Source organism: Kluyvera georgiana ATCC 51603 (assembly GCF_001654985.1).
GTDB classification, from domain to species: domain Bacteria; phylum Pseudomonadota; class Gammaproteobacteria; order Enterobacterales; family Enterobacteriaceae; genus Kluyvera; species Kluyvera georgiana.
This window is the reverse complement of record NZ_LXEU01000100.1, coordinates 1-14,429: the sequence shown is the minus strand read 5'-3', so window position 1 is coordinate 14,429 and position 14,429 is coordinate 1. Positions and strand designations below refer to the sequence as shown.

Here is a 14,429-nt window from a genome sequence, read left to right as displayed (position 1 = left end):
AGGACACATGCAGGCTACAGCTGCTCGCCAGAAAAAAACCGTCAGTGTCACCCTTGAGCCAATGCTCGTACAGCAGGCAAAAGACGCTGGGATTAACTTGTCCGCCACGCTGGCAGAAGCGCTTCAGAGCAAACTGAAGGCCAGTGCAGCGGAAGAATGGAAACGACAGAATCGTGCTGGTATTCAGGAGTTGAACCGCATCACTGAAGAGCATGGGTTACTGTCTGACGAATACAGGACGTTCTGATAATGCAATATACCGTTTACCGCAATCCCGGCAACAGCCAGGCATACCCTTACCTGCTGGATATACAGAGCGACATCATTGGCGAGTTAAATACCCGCCTGGTGATCCCCCTTCATCGGCTTAAAAAAGGAGCCTCGGCCCCGGTTGCGCGATTAACTCCGGTCATACAGGTGGAAGGGAATGACGTTATCCTGATGACGCATGAAATGGCTTCAGTCCGCGTGAAGCAGCTCGGTCAGGCGGTCATGGACGCATCTCCGTTCCGGCACACTATCAAAAGTGCGGTGGACTTCCTGCTGGATGGTTTCTGACAGAGATAATGAGCGAGAAAATGATGAAGCAAAATGAACTGCTGGAAGTGGCAAAAGCCATGCGCGATTATATTGATGCCCTCCCTACCGATGTCGTTGCAGCATTACCGGTGATGCCGGGATTTGATCGAGACTGGGCCGACGAAGTCATTTACGAAGCCGAATCCGCCAGCAAATAACCCCCCGTCTGCGCCCGTTTCATCTGAATTCGGGCCGTCACAATCTTTCTGATTTTATTGAGAAAACAGCCTCTTTTTGTCCCCTTTTTTCCTTCGTCAGCAGACTCAGTCGTTCGATAATAAAAACAGACCAACACAACCACTGAGGTGTTTCATGTTAGCGATTATCCCGGCAGCAGGCACTGACAAGGTTTTTAAAACCTCCCTCAAACACGTGCTCGATGAGGACTTCCTGTTTGCAATGGCTTCAAAAGCAAGCGCGACGTACATTTCATCCCATATCAGCGATGACGGTGAGGGCACAGTGTTTTTCAGTCTGAGCGACTGGGATAACCTCAAGCCTTCCTTATCGGCTGATGGCTGGGATGGCGATACGATGCCCGGCTTCATTGATTTGCTGGATGCAATCGCAGCGCAGGGCTATAACACCGTCGAATTCCACATTTCTCACCCACTGGTGGTTGGCGCGGTCTGGTTCACCGATGAGTATTACTTCACGGTTACCCCGCTGGCGTATGACCTTGCCACGCTGGATGGTCAGTTTGTTCTGCCGGATGGCTCTTCCTACCGGCTGGATGACCTTGATGAAGTCAGCTATGACGAAATGACCGACTACTTTGACGGCATTATCGAAGTCGATGGCGATACCATGCTGGGTGTAAAGCGTAACGACGATGACACCGTAAACGTCAGCAAAATCGAAAGCTAACCCCTCCTCCCCGGTGTCGGTATCCGCCGCGCCGGGCTATTTTCCTGCCATCATCCTCTGGAGTGTTTCATGAAAGACCGTTTTTATCTGGTCAGCTTGCGTGACACCGTTGGTAGCAATACCGCTTTTCATAGCCATCACGGCAGAGGTTACAGCACCGATCAGCGTAATGCCCGGGTTTACACCCGCGAGGAAGCACAACGCGCATGGAATACGGGACGGGAGTTTGACCTGCCGGTTGATGCCGATGCAGTCGACCGCCATCTCGTGTTTCATGTTGATCATCAGTTTGTACCGGGAAAAACCATTCTCTCCGAAAGCGCCACCAAATATGTCGGCTTCGTTAATGGCCAATGGGACGGAAACGATCTGTTCTGGCTGGCTGATGCGGGTACTACCACGGATTTTTCCCTTGCCAGAGTTTTTGACTCACCACAGGCAGATAGACCTGATGTCGTCTGGTTACCCCATCACATCCCTGACGCTGCAAAGCGCCCTACCTTCAGTGTTGAGCGGATAGACCGCCGTAAAATGACGCAGGGGGCCGGTCTGCTGATGCCTGCCTGGCTGAAACGCCAAAATCGCCGACAGTCAAAGGGGCTGACTCGCTGGAATTGCCCCGGGTGTGGCCGTATTTCATGGCAACAGAATCCGTATGATTTTGATGGTTGCCGGTTCTGCATATAGTCAACTACCGCGAGAGGCCTCTATGTTCCGATTATTACAGAAGTGGTTAGTCAGGTTTACCTATCAGGACGATATAGATTGTATGTCGACCCGGCGCTCTGCGGGCGAGTTCTGGCTGGAAATAGATGCCCGTCGTCACTGGATTTTCCTGGACATCGACGGTGTACTCCACCGGGCGGAAAACGGGTCACTGGAGTTTATGCCTGTGCTGGATCACGTGCTGACGCAATGCCCGCAGACGGGAATTATCCTTTCCACAAACTGGCGTACCGGCGTACCCCGGGAGATGGTGCTGAGTCATTTCCCTGCGGGTATACGCGATCGGATTGCTGGACTCAATCCCGATCTGGATGGGCTGGTGAATAACCACGTGCGTTATCACGAATGCATGGCGGTCGTTAAACGGTTCGGCCTACAGCATTACACCTTCGTGGACGATACCGCTCGACTCTTTCCAACTGACTGCCCTGCCCTGTTCCTGACTCACCGGCACGAGGGGCTGAATGCAACGCAGGGTAGCGCTTTGATAGACCGGATTCGGTTAATGAAATGACCGGTTTAAGGCTGAATACAAATTATTAATGAGGATGCGTTATGAATGAAATCCCACAATACGTCTATGACCTGATCGGTATTTGCCTCTTTGTTGGAATGTGGGTCGGAGGCGTTCTGCTTATTTGGTTTATTTTCTCTAATGGAGAGAGCGACGAATAGCCAGGCAACTGGCGCAACTGATGTTGCAGGATGGCCCCAACAATATCTTACCTGCTTACGCTCTGATTACCCGCGCAACGCTTCGTCAGAAGCGGAAAGCTGGGATAATGAATATATCCCGTATACACCAGGCTATCCCAATGAAAATTACTGTGTTTACTGCCCCTGATTGTCCGAAATGTCGCATGACGCTTACCCGCTTTTCTCTGGCTGGGGTGGACGTGAATGAGATCCCGCTGGTGGACAACGCAGATCTCGTTCGCCTGACACAAAATACCGGTGCGCCGCTGGTGGTGGTGGTCAACGATTCGGGCCGTGTGACGGGTTGGGGTGGGTTCCGGCCAGATCTTATTGCGACAACTGCCAATGGCTGGAGTGTCGGGTCACTCGATATCCCCCCGTCGCTGGTTAATCACGTCCTTCACTGAGGTAAACGCCATGCACAATATCTCTGTCGAAATCCCTGCGGCCCTCGGCGTACATCCTCCTTCAGGAGCGGATGTCGTGCTTATAGACGATCTGAATAACGCCCTCGCCGGTGCTGGCTTACCGCAACTGAAGATAGAGCCGATAACGTGGACACCGCCATCAGGCCGACCGGTGATCTACCGGTCTGAGGTTCCCGATATCCTGCGCATTGCAGGTATAAACCCTGACACCTCTGACATGGTGAAAACCTTCTGTTCCGGGCCACTGCCGATTGACGATAACGAGCTGGATGCCCTTCTGGAGATGCGCGAACGGGACGGTCATAGCGAAAGCTTCAGGATCGCGCTCTGTGGGGCGCTGGACGCGATTCTCATTCGACTCTACTCAGCAGAGCGTCAGCTTCGTTGAAACGCCAGTAAAGACGCTGGTGGCCTCATATGAGGTATCAATCGGCTCGGTTCCGTCTCAATAATTTAAAGAGAGCACGGTATATGAGTCCTGAAGAAGAAAAAGTGCTGCATCAGCGGCTGATACAGCTTGGCGATATGATGGGGGATGGCCTGCACTATGAGCGCGACGGTCAATGGATCACCCGGGAGTACAAAGCCACGTTGCGGGCGCTGGGGCTTTTGAAGGCTCCCAAGCGTAAGCATAACCCGACCAAAACACTCGCTGTGGATGAGCGAATGGCACAACGTGTGAAGGACGTAGCCTGTACCCAGTGCGCCGGGAAACTGAAACAGGTGCGCTCCGGGTCTCTGAAAGCGCAATGCACCCGGTGCAAAACCAAGTTCACCCTCCTGAAAACCATTAAGTAACTATACCCGCAGCTGGTGGTCACCCCACCAGCATAAAATATACCCGAAACTGTGACACCTGCGCTTGCCTGCCTCAATGTCGTGATAGCTGACAACCCCCACGAAGAAAACAAACCTCACACCTGCGATCGTCGTGATGCAACGATTTTGTCGAGCCAATTATATGAAGAGACTGTTATGAAAGACTTCCATTTCCTGTATGTCGAACTCCTGGTCGAATTGCTTCGACTGGTCAATTTTCTTCTGCCGTTGTGGTTTGGTAGTTGAAAATAGCAGGTAATACCCGGGCAAGACCTTCCCGTTTTTTTAAAATAAAAGGGCGCACATAGCGCCCTGTCAGAAAGGTATTTTGAAGCAGCAGACTACTTACGAAACTCCCATTGTTTAATCAGCTTTTTGACAAACGTCTCGCCATAGATCTCATGTGACTCCATGTATGCACAAAGCTGTATCAGGGTCATCATGCCATCGCGAAGGGTATCGCATGACTCGTTACGGCAATAGGCCGTGAGTTTGTACATATTCGCCCCGCAAACGTCCGGGTTGTAGAGATTAACAATCAGGCTTGCCGCGAATTTCTTTCTCTCTGCGATAGCGCCCAGATAAGCCAGCTCCCTTTTCAGGTCTTCCGGGATAGGTGTGACAGCACACGCTCGCGGGTTCAGGTTTATCTGGATATGGTCAAAGTCGAGTTCCTGCATTGTCCTGGTTCCTTCTGCTGATATTCGGTATCCGTCTGCCGGGCCACACGATTCTGCATGTAATGCCCTTCATATCACCATTGTACCGGATACCTGCAATTTGCCCCGTAACTACCGGTGCTGATGATAAAAAATATCTTTATTTTGCGAACGATATACACCAGTCCGTCCTGATTTCGTCAGCTGAATTGTGCCGGGTAAGCTGGTTGCCATGTGAGTGACCTAATGGAGAACACCATGCAGCACACTGCAACCACACACCCGCAACCGGCTAACACCGTGAGTATCGTCAGTACGACCTACGGTCAGACGCTGGTGGTACTGAACGGGAAATGTCTCTACTGCGCACCACCAGAGCGAGGAGACGAAGCCCGGCAGCTGGCATCAACCACTGCCGGGGCACTCAACGTGCCGGTCGATGTCGTCCACCTCGATACATTTGCTACCGATACAACCGAAAGCCAGCTGATGGCCCGCTTTGAAAACCAGAATGCCGGGCCGTGGTATAGCCATGCGTTTACCATCGCGTTCAGTGTTGAATACCCGGCGAAGAGTAGCGATGACATTCCACCAGCGGAATTACACCGTGCATTGATGAAGCGGGCCAGAGAGTTTACCGGTGATCTGGATGCGCTGGTGGAAGCCTGCGGGGCATCTTATGACAGTTATCAGATGGGGTAACTCCTGCTGGAAATGACCGCATTCTGCTGGCGTTTTCAATGAGATATCGCCAGCCGCTTTGGTAGAGTTTTCCAGATAGCAAGCGAACATCATAGCCAGTGGCAAGAGGTAAACCTATATGAATTCTGTCTGTCTTGATTACGAGAAAGTGGATTTTCTGGCGAATCTCCTGATCCCCACCCTCGCCAGACACCCCATCAGTAACAGTTTCCCGGAGCGCGGCCTCGCACTTAAGGAAAAGCACCCTGAGCTGGTGGGCTGGCCCGAGCGCAAACTGGGTGAAGTGGAAAATTACCAGAATGCACTGTCCAGACAGCTACCGAGCCTGAACAGCATGTCCTTGCCGGAGTTTATCGACTTCATTCTCACCCCGCATGTCGCGGAGTATGTTCTTGAGCAGGTTGGCACTCCGCTTGCTGAAGAAACCATGCAGCTGTTTATGGCGAAAGTGAAGGCATAACGCGGTTTTCAGCCCCATATACTCCAGATCATAACCGGCCTTAATGGTCGGTTTTTTTTGTGAATTTTCTGCCCCGAAAGCCTTCGTCACCTGCGGGGAGCGTGGTTAACTGGTTATGTAAACAAAACGAACAACACACATAACTACAGGGGTCTACCATGTTAAATCCAGCTATCTGCGCCATGTTCATGTTTCAGGGCTTCCAGCATGAAGTCTCCCGTCTGACCGCATTATCAGTGGCTAATCCTATCCCCCTCACCTTCAACTGTGACAGCGTACAGACAATGATCTGTGAAACGCTGGCTGGTGGCGAAATTGAATGTGCTCACTGGATGTTGGATGCCGCAGAGCAGATCTGTAAAGCCTGCGAACCTGCGTATCAGGCATCTGAAGAACCGGGAGTCTGGTACTACGACATTGCTGAACGTCTGGGCGCTGAAGTGGCCTGCCGTTGCGTAAAAGGTGATATCAGCACTGACCAATTGGTCGCTGTTGCAGTTAACCTCACTGAGTCATGGAACACGCTGAGCGAAGACAGCAATCAGGAGCCTGATTGCGGATCATATGAAAATACCGTCAGGACGTTGGTAGAACGTGCTGATACAGCAGAAGCGGCTTGCGTAGAAGCAGTCAGAATCCTTGATGGTGGTGAGCGGCAGGCGTTATCAAAGGCGATAGCAATTCTTCGCCCTGTGGCCGCAACGTTGCAGTAGATAGTGGCAGAACACCAATACACACAACACTCACTACAGGAAAATGACCATGAAACTCACCGTATCGACTCGCCCGGTAAGAATTGAAGGGAATTATGTCTCTGTCGTCTTTAATCGTTCCCATAACTCCATGCCGGAAACAGCAGAGGTTAAAAATGCCGATCAGGCGCGGGCATTCATCAACGATTACATCGCCCGTAATATCAACGAAACGCCGATGCATCTGGTGCTGACAAAAGAGGGCCGGGCATTTGGCGGGTTCGACGCGCTGAATAGTAGCCTTCCGCCCGCGATTGAATCATCAACCCGTTTGTAATGACTGACTGGTGGCGCTCAGTGAGGAGCGTCACCCGGCATCACGGAGGGAGTTGCAAGAGTTCTGATTAGCCTTTCCTGACCCACGCCCAAAGCATCGCACCCGCCAACACCGTCAGCATCAGAGCAAACACGGAACCAACCAGACTCGCATCGCCATTCTTGCCGGAGTAACCGCAGGTTTGAGATGCGTCACCAACTGCCTGACAAATTGAATCGGGATCAAGTCCCCAGTAGACAAAGGCGAACAAGGCAATTACAGAGATAAACGCTTTAGCGACTTTCGCTTTCTGAATCATCAGAGACACCTCAGTTCGTCAATGCCGGGGAGTTGCCTGTGTGTTATTTCAGGCGGGAATCAAACCGGAACGGAATTTTCTTAACCGTAGCCATCAGGTCAAAGAGTTCAGGGTGTGCCGGATTCAGCAAGTAGTTAAATTCAACCGGAGACAACGCACTTGGAATACGCAGCGCGATAGAAGAACCGCTTTCAGCCCAGTTATCACCGTAGAGCGCCAGCTCAGCAGGAGCATCCTCACTCGCCCAGTTATCAGGGAGACGGCTCATGTCGAAGGTCTGGATCTGATCATCCGGTACATCAAGACTCAGCAGTGTAAAGTCGTCCAGTAACTGCGGCGCGTGAATGTGTACCAGCGTTTCAAGCATGGTAAGGCTGGCCGTTTCAGACAGGTAGACCATTGCAGTGCCTACGCTGTTCCAGCGGCCCCCCGTTTCTTTCGCACCCAGACCAGACCACGCAGTCATCAGATAACGGGTCTTGGTCAGTCGGTAAAGGATCACGAGTATACCCCGTGCTCAATACGCGTAATCAGGCGCATCACTTCAAGCGCACCTGTCTCAGAAGAAACAAGCTCTGCCGGTGATTTCCAGCTCAGACCACGGTTCGCTTCGTTCAGCCATTTGTGCGCCGCTTCTTTGTCACCTTCAAACAGCTCTACAGCGCGTTCAATTACGCGGATAATGCGCACCAGACGTTCGCTCTGATCGGCAGTGAAACGGTCTTTGATGCTACGATTAAACGTCGTATTAGGTATACCCGACATTTTGCGCAGCTCAGACGGCGTGATGTTAGCCCATTCAGAAATGTGCTTAGCTACTGTGCCATCGAGACCGTGATTGATTTTATCCATCAGCGCGATACCGTCATTATCCAGCCCAGCAACCTGCCATAAGCAGTGCTGATTCGTTTTGGTAACGTCTGGAGAAAAAACTTTCATCGTCATAACTAGCCCTCCCATTTGGTAATTCAATTATACCATATGGAACACTAACGGCAATCTTTTAACCATCAGACAACCTCAGCGCCCTTCGTCACCAGCCCCACCTGCCAGATAATAGGTCAATAACGACAAAACTATGACAGGGGGCATCATGCCGAATCTCTTACGTTATGACCAACTGGACTCCTCACGTCAGCCAGCAGCGCGGGCATCAGCCGCTAGTGGCGAATTATGGTGTGCCCGCAACAACGTAAAAAAGCAGGCGGCAGCGTCAAAGGCCGCAATTCACCAGGCAATCAATGATCAGCACCGCATTACCCGGCTGCGAAACACCTTTTCGCTCGCGAAGGATATGCGTGAAAAGCCGGTCGTCTGGATTGAAAAGCGCATCCTCGAAAATCTGTGCATGTTCAATGAGCAGGACGATATGTACCTGTTCACGCAGCAGAACTTTGTCAGCAAACTCTGAACCTCCGGCCCGGCTCGTCGGGCCATTAAAAGGAAACCGATATGACAGACTTCATTGATAAACTGGCAGCGAATGGTGTGGCCTTTACCCTTCAGGACGGACGAATCATCGTTGAAGGCGATCTTCGTGTCGGGTTTACGCTTGAGCCAGAAGATCCGGCAATTCCCTGCGACTATATTCCCGCGAATCTGACCGTGACGAACACCCTGACCATTCTGTCGGGCATTCATAGCATCCCTGCCGGGCTGGTGGCCCGCAATCTGTTTATCAGCTACTCTGAGCTGGAATCTCTCCCTGACAACCTGACCATTACCGGTACGCTCATGGCGAATTCTTCACGTCTTAAGTATCTGCCGGAAAATCTGACGGTGGGCCGCGTTCTGGACATCATGTGTACTGATATCGCCTATCTGCCGGATACGCTGAAAGTAGCTGGCAGTATGATGCTGTCAAACACCCGTATTACCACTTTGCCGGATAACCTGCATCTTGAAGAAAATCTGGCCCTCGAAGCCATGCCGTTGCAAGCGTTGCCAAAAAACCTGAAAGTGGGCCACAGCCTGTATCTGGATGCTGTGGCTCTGAAGCGGATCCCTGAGTGTATATCGTGCCCCGTGATTAACCTGGTTAACCCTGGTAATTTTGAAAATGTCGCGTCAGTCACCGGTATCGGCGGAAAGCCTAACCGCCATGTCTATGCGCTACGTACAGCGCTTGGCGTTCGCGTATGCATGTACGATTTGTCTGTAGACCCGGAAATATTTGGTCTGCTGGTACGTGGCATCTATGATGAACCCACGGCTGAACTACTTGATAAGGCCGCACAACAATGTATTCAGCGTCTGGAGGATATGTATGCTTCTGAAAACGCAGTTCGGCACTGACTCGGGTATGATTTATACCCGGAAGGTGTATCTGCATTACACCGACACTGACGGGCATTCACGCAGCAAGCTGATAAAAGGTTACTACTACCCGGGCGAAGTCCCGGTTGAGTCGTTTTCAGAGCGGGCACTTGCTCCTGGTATGCGCCAGCTGTTGAGTTGCCGCTGCGGCGCAATAAACTGGGTCGCAACTGGTGGTATCAACGAATACCAATGCGACTGCTGCGCAAAGGAAATAACCGTTTACTGACGGTCTGCACGGGGATACCGTTCGACCGGCATACCCATGACAATAAGAGCAGGTGCTAAATGACAAAAGAAGAATCACAATTTTATGCTGGTGCAATCTGGGCCGCATCGACCATTTACCGGATGCATTCTGACTCGGTGGTAGCGAAAGATTTTCTCCGTGAAATTAACGATCTGGATGTGGCAGCAAAATGTGGTGCTGAGTACGACGTTCTCCCATTACGCCTGTTTGTTTTGCGCGATTTACCATTGGGCCACGATGCGGATTATGAAGCCATCAGCTTCGGGCCGGTAGACCGTCACGGCAATATCATCTGCGATCACTCTCAGACTTCGGTCACCGATATCTCCGGCCAGCGAGCGTATGGGGTTTATGCCCGCCGTGCGGGTGAGTCGAATCTGACGCTCATCGACAATCTTGATGATGAAGAAGAAGCCGAACCACTGGCGAAGGTGCTGGCTGAACAGCTCCAGCAAATCAAAGAAGGTCGCTACGATATTTAAGCGTTAGACCACGTACTGCTGGTGGCAATACACTGGCGATTAAGGGGGTTAAGTGACTTAAATGATCCACTGACCTGTCTGTGTAAAGCCTGTTTATCCCAAAGCCGTCTGGTTCACCAGGCGGTTTTTTTATGCCCGGAATAGCAAGCACAACACAAAACGAAACCGATATTATCTTTCTGAAAATACAGGGCTTTTTATGCCCTGGTTTTCTTCGTCACCTGAGTCACTCACCAGATACTGGATACAGAAGCCACAACATGTAACCCGTTATCAGGAGCGACCCATGAAAGCACAAGCTGTTCGTAATCACTCTTTTGGCTCACTGAAGCTCAGCGCAAGCAATGCGGCAGCAGCCGCGCTGGCGCACCCGGTAACCCATTTCTTCATGCTGTTCGCCATCGTGATGTACCTGGTCTATGGCGGTGTAGTACTCGGCATTAAGCCGTAGCATTCCCTGTGGCCGGTCGCCCAACCGGCTTTGCCTCCAACCCTTCTGGAGGTAGTTGTTAACTTCCCCGGTAAACCGGGGATTTTTTTACCCGTAGTTCCAGCGTTCGCCACTGGAGCTAAAACCCACCAGAGCGAATTCCGTAACATAAGCGCTTCTTCTACGTCCGATCAGTACCTTACCCTATGAGCAACCCGTCACACTCTGCTAGCCTTCCTCCCGGAATGAACGACACTCTGATGTCCCTATATATCGAACCGGATATGCCTGGTATCGATGATCTCGTTATAACAATTATTCGGCTTCGGCGTGAGGGCTGGACAGCATCTGAACTGACTTTCCGTATACTTTCGTCAGTTGCATATCAGGTGATTCCTCCAGAGGCGTTTACCGACCCTAAGCATCACCTCCTGAAAGAGTATGTCAGTTTGTCCCGTGAGTTCGGCCTAGTAAGCGGGGCAAGACATAATGCTCACCTCCGTGGTGTCATTCGCAGAGGGATAATGTCGGGAATAGATAGAGCAGAGGTAATACGCCGCGTTCTTTTCTCCCCGCACTATTCAGAACATGAGGAAGATAACCAATCTGATTCGTTCCCTCGTTCGTCGTAACAACCGGGTGGCATTAACGCTTTTTCCCCGAATGTTCCGGTACAAAGCCTTTGGCGTGGTTGAAACAGGATCTGGTTATCCGCGACGGCCTGAACATCAGGAATCCAAAGTTTGTCTACTGGCAGGATATCTCAGAGTCCAGGAAGAAATTCGTGCTTCTCAGGCCCGTCTGGCTTTACTAAATACTGAAATCGAAAAGGAGAATGCTCAGGAGTACGCACGTAACAAAATTCCGGCATCACGGTTGGCTCACTTCAGGCTCTGGTTCACTCGCCGATTTGGTAATGACACATCCCGTTTGATTGAGTCCGTGGACACCTACTGCGAGGAGCAGAATCCAGTAATGGATGAGCAACCGGCTGTATTGCCATTACCACGCGGTCACCTCCCCCATGCAGATATCCGTATGCGCTCCCCGAGCTTCCGCCGAGAGGTTAGCGTTCGCGATGTGCATGTCCAGTCTCAGTTCCGTGAGTTGGTGGATAAGAATTTCGGAAGCCTGTGCGCGGTATCGGGCAAACACCTCAACGGTGTGCTGGAGGCAGCACATATTGAACCAACATCCGTAGCAGGCTGCTATAACGCCAGTAACGGCATTTTGCTATCACCAACATTCCACAGGCTGTTTGACACAAACATGATGGGTATTGATCCTGATACACTACAGATTCACTTCGCCAGCGGTATAGAGTTCCCTGAGTATGAAGGGGTCTGTATAAAACCGTTGTTCTACAATCTGGATAAAAACAGGCTCGGGGCAAGATGGCTTGAATTTAAAGTGAAATCACCTGCGGAGTAAGCCCTCTCCCCTCTTCCATCTCCCTGCCCTATCCAATCTATTTATTGGAAAGGCATAGCAGCATGGAGATAAGTAGCACACAAGTAACTCACCGATAATTCACATAAAAACCATATCAAAACAAATCAATCAGTTTATCGCATTTCCTAGCGCACTTTTAATTCACATTTTATGGACTTTTAATCCAATCCTCTCCTGTTCACTTTGAATTTAAGTGATATCAGTGAATTATAAGGTACGAATAATTCACTAAATAACAACTATGTAAATTCAACAGCATAAAAACCAGAGCGCTATCTTCGGACTGGTTCCAGTAATTGATGGTTTGAGTCCGGCCCGCATGTCATACTGATTTATATCTTTCGTGTAGCCCTGCGGTAGGCACGATTTCATCCCAATACATCCAGTGGCATGTGACTATATGATCGACCAAGCAGAGTTAATGAAGAGTGTTTTAGCGGTTCTGCAAGCCAGAAACGTGTCATTATCAGAGAGCCCTACGCGAATTCTGATGATGCTTCCAACACGGTTACGCGTGAATGTCACTGTAATCGATGCTCAAAATGAACCGTTAACCGCGACACTGATGCTGGATCAGGAAGGTCAAGTGACCTGTAAGCTGGCAACAGACCCCGCTGATACCGTCGTTGATATCAGTCGATATAGAGTATGATTTAAATCTTCGCGTTCCAGCCAGCCGTTCCCAGCTTCGTTGTAGAATATTGCAATAAGCCAATCCCCAGCCAGCCCTGTAATGTAACCGAAGAAAATCGTGCGCAATGCGCACGTAAAAATGTCTGCCCGCCACGCGGGCAATCGCCGTCCAAAAGCTTCGCTCTCAAGCGAAGCAGGCACGGCATGTAAATTCGAATAGAGCCCTCACGGGGCGATTAGGCGAATTCGCGGCCCGCTAGGGCAAAGTCTCAAAGCGTATGGGGGTTAACACCCCCAAAACGCTGTGGAGACTGTTGTGGCTTTTCGGAACTACGATCCCGAAGTACTGACTAAGGGTTGCGGCTGCCACCAGCCCGGCTATCAGGCGACCCAACAATTATTTCTCCGTATCACTTCGTCACCTGCTCAAGGTGATTGAAAATAGAATCACAATTAGAAAGCGGGGAACACACAATGAACACTCAGACAAGAATCAAATTGAAAGGCCTCAAAATCTATACTGGCATGAGCCAGGAAACAGTCTGCTTTAACGCTACTGTCCTCTTCGACGGGCTGAGCATAGGTACAGCTGATAATGATGGGCATGGTGGCGAAACTCGCGTACTGTTCGAACCAGGAAAAAAAGAGCTGTTCCGCCAGGCCGAATCATATGCGAAGGGTCTTCTGCCAATCTGCCTTGGCGAACACAATGGCAAGCCATTTCTCATAGACTCAAACCTGATTGAAGTAATCGACCAGCTTGTCAGTGACGAGGAGCGTAACCGGAAAACTAAATCAAGTTTCAAGAAGGTTTACCGCAAGAAAATCTGCGTCTTACGCGAAGGTAGACTTTGGACAGTGGGCTACAAAAGCCAGGCTCAATACGCTTCATACATCGCACAAATCAAAAAAGAACATGGCCCTGATATCGTTATCCTGGACGATTTGGAACATGATGAAGCTTTCGAGCTGTACAGTAAGCACTTATACGCCTGACCATCAAGCGTGGTAGAATTGGATAATTCTAGCGCAGAGGATCACTATGAAAGTTAAAGAGCTTATCGCCCAGCTTCAGCTACACGACCCTGATGCTGTTGTCGTAATTGCCGGATTTGAAACCCAGAGTACTGGACTGGTTGCCGAGGCCGATACTATTAAAGAATGCGTGACAGTTCCTGTCCAAGCGGACAGCATGACGGGTGACCGTTCGTTGGCAAAGGAGGGTTCACCTTCTGTCTGGTTGGGATGGGGGAATGATTACCGCACGGAGTTCTTCGTTAGTGCCATCAACGACCCGGACGAATTAGCCTAACTATATCGAATACCCAAGAGCCTCTACTTCAGAGGCTTTTTTATTTGATGGGTCTTACGGGAAACCTTGTCATTCATTTACCAATAGTTGCAGGGCGTATCCTCCAGCGCTAAGTCACTTAACCCCCTTAATCGCCAGCCAGCATCTCCGGGTTCTGCCCGACCCGTGGATTACTTAACACCCTTAATCGCCAGTCAGCCTCTCCGGGTTCTGCCCGTACCGTGGGTCACTTAACCCCCTTAATCGCCAGCCAGCCTCTCCGGTTTCTGCCCGTACCGTGGGTCACTTAAC

General features: G+C 50.8%; 27 protein-coding genes. 23 read left to right on the top strand and 4 right to left on the bottom strand.

Features of this window, described 5'->3' with window-relative positions; all coding sequences use genetic code 11:
• Positions 1 to 7 precede the first annotated feature (7 nt).
• The 10 genes from M989_RS23095 (at position 8) to M989_RS26110 (ending at position 4,361) form a co-directional block, all read left to right on the top strand.
• Complete coding sequence (locus tag M989_RS23095) at positions 8 to 247, top strand: type II toxin-antitoxin system CcdA family antitoxin (protein ID WP_007372285.1); 240 nt, start codon at positions 8 to 10, stop codon at positions 245 to 247.
• 2 nt (positions 248 to 249) lie between these two features.
• Entirely contained in the window at positions 250 to 558 is a 309-nt protein-coding gene (locus M989_RS23090; protein WP_007372286.1) for a CcdB family protein, read from the top strand.
• An 8-nt stretch (positions 559 to 566) separates the two neighbouring features.
• Positions 567 to 737, top strand: coding sequence for a hypothetical protein (locus tag M989_RS25955; protein ID WP_007372287.1), 171 nt, complete (start codon positions 567 to 569; stop codon positions 735 to 737).
• 154 nt (positions 738 to 891) lie between these two features.
• On the top strand, positions 892 to 1,446 hold the full coding sequence (locus M989_RS23085) for a hypothetical protein (RefSeq protein ID WP_007372288.1): 555 nt from the start codon (positions 892 to 894) through the stop codon (positions 1,444 to 1,446).
• Between the two features lie 69 nt (positions 1,447 to 1,515).
• Positions 1,516 to 2,133 carry a hypothetical protein gene (locus M989_RS23080; protein WP_007372289.1) on the top strand — a complete coding sequence of 206 codons (618 nt, stop codon included), beginning with the start codon at positions 1,516 to 1,518 and terminating at the stop codon, positions 2,131 to 2,133.
• Positions 2,134 to 2,215: 82 nt separating this feature from the next.
• Positions 2,216 to 2,686, top strand: a complete 471-nt coding sequence (locus M989_RS23075) for an HAD domain-containing protein (RefSeq protein WP_007372290.1) — start codon at positions 2,216 to 2,218, stop codon at positions 2,684 to 2,686.
• A gap of 301 nt (positions 2,687 to 2,987) precedes the next feature.
• Positions 2,988 to 3,275, top strand: a complete 288-nt coding sequence (locus M989_RS23070) for a glutaredoxin family protein (protein WP_016241556.1) — start codon at positions 2,988 to 2,990, stop codon at positions 3,273 to 3,275.
• Positions 3,276 to 3,351: 76 nt separating this feature from the next.
• A complete protein-coding gene (locus M989_RS23065) occupies positions 3,352 to 3,684 on the top strand; it encodes a hypothetical protein (protein WP_227547940.1) in 333 nt (110 codons plus the stop codon).
• A gap of 83 nt (positions 3,685 to 3,767) precedes the next feature.
• Positions 3,768 to 4,094, top strand: a complete 327-nt coding sequence (locus M989_RS23060) for a hypothetical protein (RefSeq protein ID WP_007372293.1) — start codon at positions 3,768 to 3,770, stop codon at positions 4,092 to 4,094.
• A gap of 51 nt (positions 4,095 to 4,145) precedes the next feature.
• Entirely contained in the window at positions 4,146 to 4,361 is a 216-nt protein-coding gene (locus tag M989_RS26110) for a hypothetical protein (RefSeq protein WP_139156956.1), read from the top strand.
• 95 nt (positions 4,362 to 4,456) lie between these two features.
• On the opposite strand, the gene M989_RS23055 is transcribed toward M989_RS26110, so the two are convergent.
• Entirely contained in the window at positions 4,457 to 4,795 is a 339-nt protein-coding gene (locus M989_RS23055; protein ID WP_007372294.1) for a hypothetical protein, read from the bottom strand.
• A gap of 237 nt (positions 4,796 to 5,032) precedes the next feature.
• Here M989_RS23055 and M989_RS23050 point away from each other — a divergent pair, with 237 nt between their 5' ends.
• The 4 genes from M989_RS23050 to M989_RS23035 all read left to right on the top strand — a co-directional run bounded on the left by M989_RS23050 (position 5,033) and on the right by M989_RS23035 (position 6,965).
• Positions 5,033 to 5,476: a hypothetical protein gene (locus tag M989_RS23050; RefSeq protein ID WP_007372295.1), complete on the top strand. Its 444-nt coding sequence runs from the start codon at positions 5,033 to 5,035 to the stop codon at positions 5,474 to 5,476.
• Positions 5,477 to 5,594: 118 nt separating this feature from the next.
• Positions 5,595 to 5,936, top strand: a complete 342-nt coding sequence (locus M989_RS23045) for a hypothetical protein (RefSeq protein ID WP_007372296.1) — start codon at positions 5,595 to 5,597, stop codon at positions 5,934 to 5,936.
• Between the two features lie 158 nt (positions 5,937 to 6,094).
• Entirely contained in the window at positions 6,095 to 6,649 is a 555-nt protein-coding gene (locus M989_RS23040; RefSeq protein ID WP_007372297.1) for a hypothetical protein, read from the top strand.
• A gap of 49 nt (positions 6,650 to 6,698) precedes the next feature.
• Positions 6,699 to 6,965 (top strand): hypothetical protein, encoded by a 267-nt coding sequence (locus M989_RS23035; protein WP_007372298.1) that lies wholly within the window; start codon positions 6,699 to 6,701, stop codon positions 6,963 to 6,965.
• A 67-nt stretch (positions 6,966 to 7,032) separates the two neighbouring features.
• On the opposite strand, the gene M989_RS23030 is transcribed toward M989_RS23035, so the two are convergent.
• Genes M989_RS23030 through parS form a run of 3 tightly spaced genes read right to left on the bottom strand, consistent with a single transcriptional unit; the run spans position 7,033 to position 8,202 of the window.
• Positions 7,033 to 7,263 (bottom strand): hypothetical protein, encoded by a 231-nt coding sequence (locus tag M989_RS23030; RefSeq protein WP_007372299.1) that lies wholly within the window; start codon positions 7,261 to 7,263, stop codon positions 7,033 to 7,035.
• A 43-nt stretch (positions 7,264 to 7,306) separates the two neighbouring features.
• Positions 7,307 to 7,765, bottom strand: coding sequence for an RES family NAD+ phosphorylase (locus M989_RS23025; protein ID WP_008786589.1), 459 nt, complete (start codon positions 7,763 to 7,765; stop codon positions 7,307 to 7,309).
• Positions 7,762 to 8,202 (bottom strand): type II RES/Xre toxin-antitoxin system antitoxin, encoded by a 441-nt coding sequence (gene parS / locus M989_RS23020; RefSeq protein ID WP_007372301.1) that lies wholly within the window; start codon positions 8,200 to 8,202, stop codon positions 7,762 to 7,764. The genes M989_RS23025 and parS overlap by 4 nt, the downstream gene beginning before the upstream one ends.
• 154 nt (positions 8,203 to 8,356) lie before the next feature.
• Here parS and M989_RS23015 point away from each other — a divergent pair, with 154 nt between their 5' ends.
• From M989_RS23015 to M989_RS22980, 9 genes are all read left to right on the top strand, one after another.
• Positions 8,357 to 8,674 (top strand): hypothetical protein, encoded by a 318-nt coding sequence (locus tag M989_RS23015; RefSeq protein WP_016241555.1) that lies wholly within the window; start codon positions 8,357 to 8,359, stop codon positions 8,672 to 8,674.
• A 41-nt stretch (positions 8,675 to 8,715) separates the two neighbouring features.
• Positions 8,716 to 9,558: a hypothetical protein gene (locus M989_RS23010; protein ID WP_007372303.1), complete on the top strand. Its 843-nt coding sequence runs from the start codon at positions 8,716 to 8,718 to the stop codon at positions 9,556 to 9,558.
• Positions 9,530 to 9,808 (top strand): hypothetical protein, encoded by a 279-nt coding sequence (locus tag M989_RS23005; RefSeq protein ID WP_007372304.1) that lies wholly within the window; start codon positions 9,530 to 9,532, stop codon positions 9,806 to 9,808. Before M989_RS23010 ends, M989_RS23005 begins: the two co-directional genes overlap by 29 nt.
• A gap of 59 nt (positions 9,809 to 9,867) precedes the next feature.
• Positions 9,868 to 10,311: a hypothetical protein gene (locus M989_RS23000; protein ID WP_007372305.1), complete on the top strand. Its 444-nt coding sequence runs from the start codon at positions 9,868 to 9,870 to the stop codon at positions 10,309 to 10,311.
• A gap of 286 nt (positions 10,312 to 10,597) precedes the next feature.
• Positions 10,598 to 10,762 (top strand): hypothetical protein, encoded by a 165-nt coding sequence (locus M989_RS25950; protein WP_007372306.1) that lies wholly within the window; start codon positions 10,598 to 10,600, stop codon positions 10,760 to 10,762.
• 567 nt (positions 10,763 to 11,329) lie between these two features.
• Positions 11,330 to 12,172 (top strand): HNH endonuclease signature motif containing protein, encoded by an 843-nt coding sequence (locus M989_RS22995; RefSeq protein ID WP_007372307.1) that lies wholly within the window; start codon positions 11,330 to 11,332, stop codon positions 12,170 to 12,172.
• A 421-nt stretch (positions 12,173 to 12,593) separates the two neighbouring features.
• A complete protein-coding gene (locus M989_RS22990) occupies positions 12,594 to 12,845 on the top strand; it encodes a hypothetical protein (RefSeq protein WP_024196080.1) in 252 nt (83 codons plus the stop codon).
• A gap of 455 nt (positions 12,846 to 13,300) precedes the next feature.
• Positions 13,301 to 13,822: a hypothetical protein gene (locus M989_RS22985; protein WP_007372310.1), complete on the top strand. Its 522-nt coding sequence runs from the start codon at positions 13,301 to 13,303 to the stop codon at positions 13,820 to 13,822.
• 46 nt (positions 13,823 to 13,868) lie between these two features.
• Positions 13,869 to 14,138, top strand: a complete 270-nt coding sequence (locus tag M989_RS22980) for a hypothetical protein (RefSeq protein ID WP_008786584.1) — start codon at positions 13,869 to 13,871, stop codon at positions 14,136 to 14,138.
• Positions 14,139 to 14,429 lie beyond the last annotated feature (291 nt).

Bases quoted from the DNA above. Each gene is read 5' to 3' on its own strand.
- M989_RS22990 (WP_024196080.1), top strand. From the start codon at position 12,594: ATGATCGACCAAGCAGAGTTAATGAAGAGTGTTTTAGCGGTTCTGCAA.
- M989_RS23030 (WP_007372299.1), bottom strand. From the start codon at position 7,263: ATGATTCAGAAAGCGAAAGTCGCTAAAGCGTTTATCTCTGTAATTGCC.
- M989_RS23010 (WP_007372303.1), top strand. From the start codon at position 8,716: ATGACAGACTTCATTGATAAACTGGCAGCGAATGGTGTGGCCTTTACC.
- M989_RS22985 (WP_007372310.1), top strand. From the start codon at position 13,301: ATGAACACTCAGACAAGAATCAAATTGAAAGGCCTCAAAATCTATACT.
- M989_RS23070 (WP_016241556.1), top strand. From the start codon at position 2,988: ATGAAAATTACTGTGTTTACTGCCCCTGATTGTCCGAAATGTCGCATG.
- M989_RS22995 (WP_007372307.1), top strand. From the start codon at position 11,330: ATGAGGAAGATAACCAATCTGATTCGTTCCCTCGTTCGTCGTAACAAC.
- M989_RS23015 (WP_016241555.1), top strand. From the start codon at position 8,357: ATGCCGAATCTCTTACGTTATGACCAACTGGACTCCTCACGTCAGCCA.
- M989_RS23035 (WP_007372298.1), top strand. From the start codon at position 6,699: ATGAAACTCACCGTATCGACTCGCCCGGTAAGAATTGAAGGGAATTAT.
- M989_RS23045 (WP_007372296.1), top strand. From the start codon at position 5,595: ATGAATTCTGTCTGTCTTGATTACGAGAAAGTGGATTTTCTGGCGAAT.
- M989_RS23075 (WP_007372290.1), top strand. From the start codon at position 2,216: ATGTCGACCCGGCGCTCTGCGGGCGAGTTCTGGCTGGAAATAGATGCC.
- M989_RS23055 (WP_007372294.1), bottom strand. From the start codon at position 4,795: ATGCAGGAACTCGACTTTGACCATATCCAGATAAACCTGAACCCGCGA.
- M989_RS23080 (WP_007372289.1), top strand. From the start codon at position 1,516: ATGAAAGACCGTTTTTATCTGGTCAGCTTGCGTGACACCGTTGGTAGC.
- M989_RS23085 (WP_007372288.1), top strand. From the start codon at position 892: ATGTTAGCGATTATCCCGGCAGCAGGCACTGACAAGGTTTTTAAAACC.
- M989_RS25955 (WP_007372287.1), top strand. From the start codon at position 567: ATGAGCGAGAAAATGATGAAGCAAAATGAACTGCTGGAAGTGGCAAAA.
- M989_RS23000 (WP_007372305.1), top strand. From the start codon at position 9,868: ATGACAAAAGAAGAATCACAATTTTATGCTGGTGCAATCTGGGCCGCA.
- M989_RS23060 (WP_007372293.1), top strand. From the start codon at position 3,768: ATGAGTCCTGAAGAAGAAAAAGTGCTGCATCAGCGGCTGATACAGCTT.
- M989_RS23040 (WP_007372297.1), top strand. From the start codon at position 6,095: ATGTTAAATCCAGCTATCTGCGCCATGTTCATGTTTCAGGGCTTCCAG.
- M989_RS25950 (WP_007372306.1), top strand. From the start codon at position 10,598: ATGAAAGCACAAGCTGTTCGTAATCACTCTTTTGGCTCACTGAAGCTC.
- M989_RS23050 (WP_007372295.1), top strand. From the start codon at position 5,033: ATGCAGCACACTGCAACCACACACCCGCAACCGGCTAACACCGTGAGT.
- parS (WP_007372301.1), bottom strand. From the start codon at position 8,202: ATGAAAGTTTTTTCTCCAGACGTTACCAAAACGAATCAGCACTGCTTA.
- M989_RS23095 (WP_007372285.1), top strand. From the start codon at position 8: ATGCAGGCTACAGCTGCTCGCCAGAAAAAAACCGTCAGTGTCACCCTT.
- M989_RS23090 (WP_007372286.1), top strand. From the start codon at position 250: ATGCAATATACCGTTTACCGCAATCCCGGCAACAGCCAGGCATACCCT.
- M989_RS22980 (WP_008786584.1), top strand. From the start codon at position 13,869: ATGAAAGTTAAAGAGCTTATCGCCCAGCTTCAGCTACACGACCCTGAT.
- M989_RS23005 (WP_007372304.1), top strand. From the start codon at position 9,530: ATGCTTCTGAAAACGCAGTTCGGCACTGACTCGGGTATGATTTATACC.